Source organism: Microcoleus sp. AT3-A2 (assembly GCF_036705685.1).
GTDB lineage: Bacteria > Cyanobacteriota > Cyanobacteriia > Cyanobacteriales > Microcoleaceae > Microcoleus.
Window position 1 is genome coordinate 1 of the sequence record NZ_JAUBVF010000134.1, and the last position, 2,974, is coordinate 2,974.

The 2,974-nt window shown below is 37.4% G+C and carries 3 pseudogenes; all 3 read right to left on the bottom strand.

Going from position 1 to position 2,974, the window contains the following annotated elements:
- Positions 1-390: 390 nt before the first annotated feature.
- Positions 391-1,310, bottom strand: a pseudogene (locus tag QUB37_RS29990) (IS1634 family transposase); the annotation flags it as partial.
- A 63-nt stretch (positions 1,311-1,373) separates the two neighbouring features.
- Positions 1,374-2,329 (bottom strand): annotated as a pseudogene (locus QUB37_RS29395) (IS630 family transposase).
- 207 nt (positions 2,330-2,536) lie between these two features.
- Positions 2,537-2,737, bottom strand: a pseudogene (locus tag QUB37_RS29400) (DUF4277 domain-containing protein); the annotation flags it as partial.
- Between the last annotated feature and the right edge of the window lie 237 nt (positions 2,738-2,974).

Here is a 2,974-nt window from a genome sequence, read left to right on the forward strand (position 1 = left end):
AAGCCTTTTAAGTGGACATATAAGGGTAAAGTCTTGGCGGCCTAATAGTCTGTGTATTTACGCCGAGCTGTACTAGCCTATGGTATGGCAGAATTCAGGAAGCTATCGCTACTTTTGCCGATTGGGATGCTCAGAAAGTAAAAAACTTTCTGGCTTATCTTGAAAGACATCGACAACGCATACCTGACTACCATTCCTTTCAATCTCAAGGAATTACGATTGGCAGCGGTACGGTCGAATCGACAATTAAGCAGATTGGGCGTAGAATTAAAATATCGGGTGCTCAATGGAACCGCAACAATATCTCTCAAGTTCTCAAGCACCGCTGCTCTTATCTTAATCTGGCTTTTGCCTGAGTATTTCTACTTATTTCATAACTGAGATGCTCCCTAACGGATCTTTGATAAATCTAAATCCTCTCATTACTTTGCTGCGCTTTGTATTCCGATAATACCTGTGAATTGCTCACTACTTTAGGCTCTAAAATATTTGTGGCTAATATAAATCTCCCAGCTTTGACTTTTTCCGCTTCGATTGCTGAAATTCGGGGTTCTATTTCACCTGTTACTTGATAGACTATTGTCTGTGTCTCGCTCGATTCTTTGAGCTTTATTTTTGTTGTTTTAACTGGCTTTTCTTGGCAGTTAATTTATGTTATTTGGTGATATCTCCATGAGTTTGATAACTTTTTTATTGCAATTTATGCATCAGCAATACAAGCAAAGTCTTGCCTGGATAGCTTACGCAGTGAGATTTTGGCGGATTCTAACTGTTTCTCTACTTGTTTGACTATTTTTTTAAGGTCTGCTTGTTTTCTGATTTCACTTCCTATGACTAGCCATCTCTGCTTGATGTTGCCATACTCACTGGTTCTGGGTGCTATTTTATAGCCTTTTATTTGAGAATCTTCCCAGTCACTATCTTCTATGTTGCAGATTTTATTTTGAGCTTCTTTTATGCTTAACGGCACTCTGGTTATCCATTTCATTCCTGCCATTGCTGACAAATTTTCTGCTGTGTATAAGGCACTATCTGCTACACAGATTCCGTCAAATGTCCACTGATTTTTAAACTCTTTCAATCTTGACACAAAGACACTTTTATCATCGGCGTTTCCGTCATCTATTTTCAGATATAATGGTACGTCTCCATCCCCACTTACGATCGTATCAATGATAAATTGTTTGAGATCGGGTCTTTTATCTCGCTTAGTAGCCGTGAACGATTTTTATGGTTTTCATGGAAGATTCTGTATCCTCAGATTCTGCCTCAACTTCCTGGCTCTTTTCCTGACAGTTTTTGTATGCTCCGTAAGGATTCAGGTAAAAATAGTTTCGCAGAGAGCCGAACAATATGGTAATGTATAGCCTTTCTCAGAAAGATGAGGTACAATAACAGCAGTGTGTAAACCAGTTAAAAATATTTGACGATGTAACTTGACCGAACGCAAACTAAGAGTGCTTTTGCTAATTCTTGATAATTAGTAGTCTTGATAGAACGGAGAATGATTTTAAGTTTTGACCACAGATTTTCAATTGGTGAAAAATCTGGTGAATAAGGAGATAAGTATATTAATCTTGCCCCTTTTTTTTCCATCGCTTTTTTCACTTCTTCTCCCAAATGAATGGGACAATTATCCATCACTACACAAGCCCCTTTCCATAGTTTTGGCACAAGTTTTCTGATGAGAAAAGCTTCAAATGTAATTGCATCAGTTGGGCCTATTAGATTAACCGATGTCAAAATTTCTTTAACTGACATTGCTCCAATTATTGAGACATTTTTACCACGTTTAGTTGGTTTTGGCCCCTTGGCTCTTTCACCTTTTAAAGCTCTGGCATATAACCTAACCATTGCCAAATTAACTCCCGATTCGTCAATGAATATTAAGTCTTTTAAACTAATCTCTTTAATTTTTTCCCAGAACTCACACCGTAGGAGTTGAACTCGGTCGGTGCCTTTGTCTGAAGGGAACAGAGTTTTTTTTGACAGTAATATCTAAGAGTTTTATCATTCTTGCTATTGTTGCTCTACTAACGGAAAATCCAATTTTATCATAAAGTAAATAACGAAGTTCTTCAAGAGTTGCATCATTATTTTCTTCAATCAATTGGGCCAAGATGAGTAGTTGCTCTGCATTCAGTTTGCCTTTGACTCCACATCGGTCAGTTCGCGGAGTAATGTTTTTTGTTTCACGATATTGTTTAAGCAATTTTTGTACAAAGCTGAGGGCTACAGAAAAACGCTTAGCTATTGCTTTTTGTGAAATCGGTTCAGTATGATAAGTATCAAGAATTTTTTGCCTAAAATCAATCGAATAAGTTTTCATTTTTAACAATGTATGAAGAGGAGTACAAGTAAACGTGTTGTAAGTCAACAAGATCGTGCTGTCGGAAAAATGCTATTATGTGTGCTATCGCTTTCGCGTGGCTTGTGCGTAACCATATAATTATAGTTCATTCGATCGTGTGTTCTCTGTTTGACCCTCACGAATGAGTGTCAGTAACATCATACCTCATCTTTGTGAGAAAGGCTATAGGTAGATTGGGGCGCTCAAAAATCCCAATCCGTTCAAAATCATTGCTTTCATTACTTGTCCTGGGCTGACAGTTTCTTTAACTCTTATTCCCACTTTTTTGTTGACTTCTTCTACCAATTCCATTTCATCTATGATCCCCGCTACTATTCCCAAATGGTCTAAATTTACGATATTTATAGCTTCAGAGGGCTTTTTCATAGTTTTGAAGGTTGCTATACTGGCACAAATTATTATACCTTAAAAAAACCTCAAATGATTGCTATGCAATCATTTGAGGTTTTGGCAATTATGAATTCTTTTGAAATTAAATCTGCTTGAATATCTGCGGAATGTGGGTTATATAGTCCAATGGCTTATGCTCGGTTGACTTTAAGCCACTATGGATAATTAAATCAATGTCAGCTCCACCCGGCTCGTTGCATTTAATTGGACTTT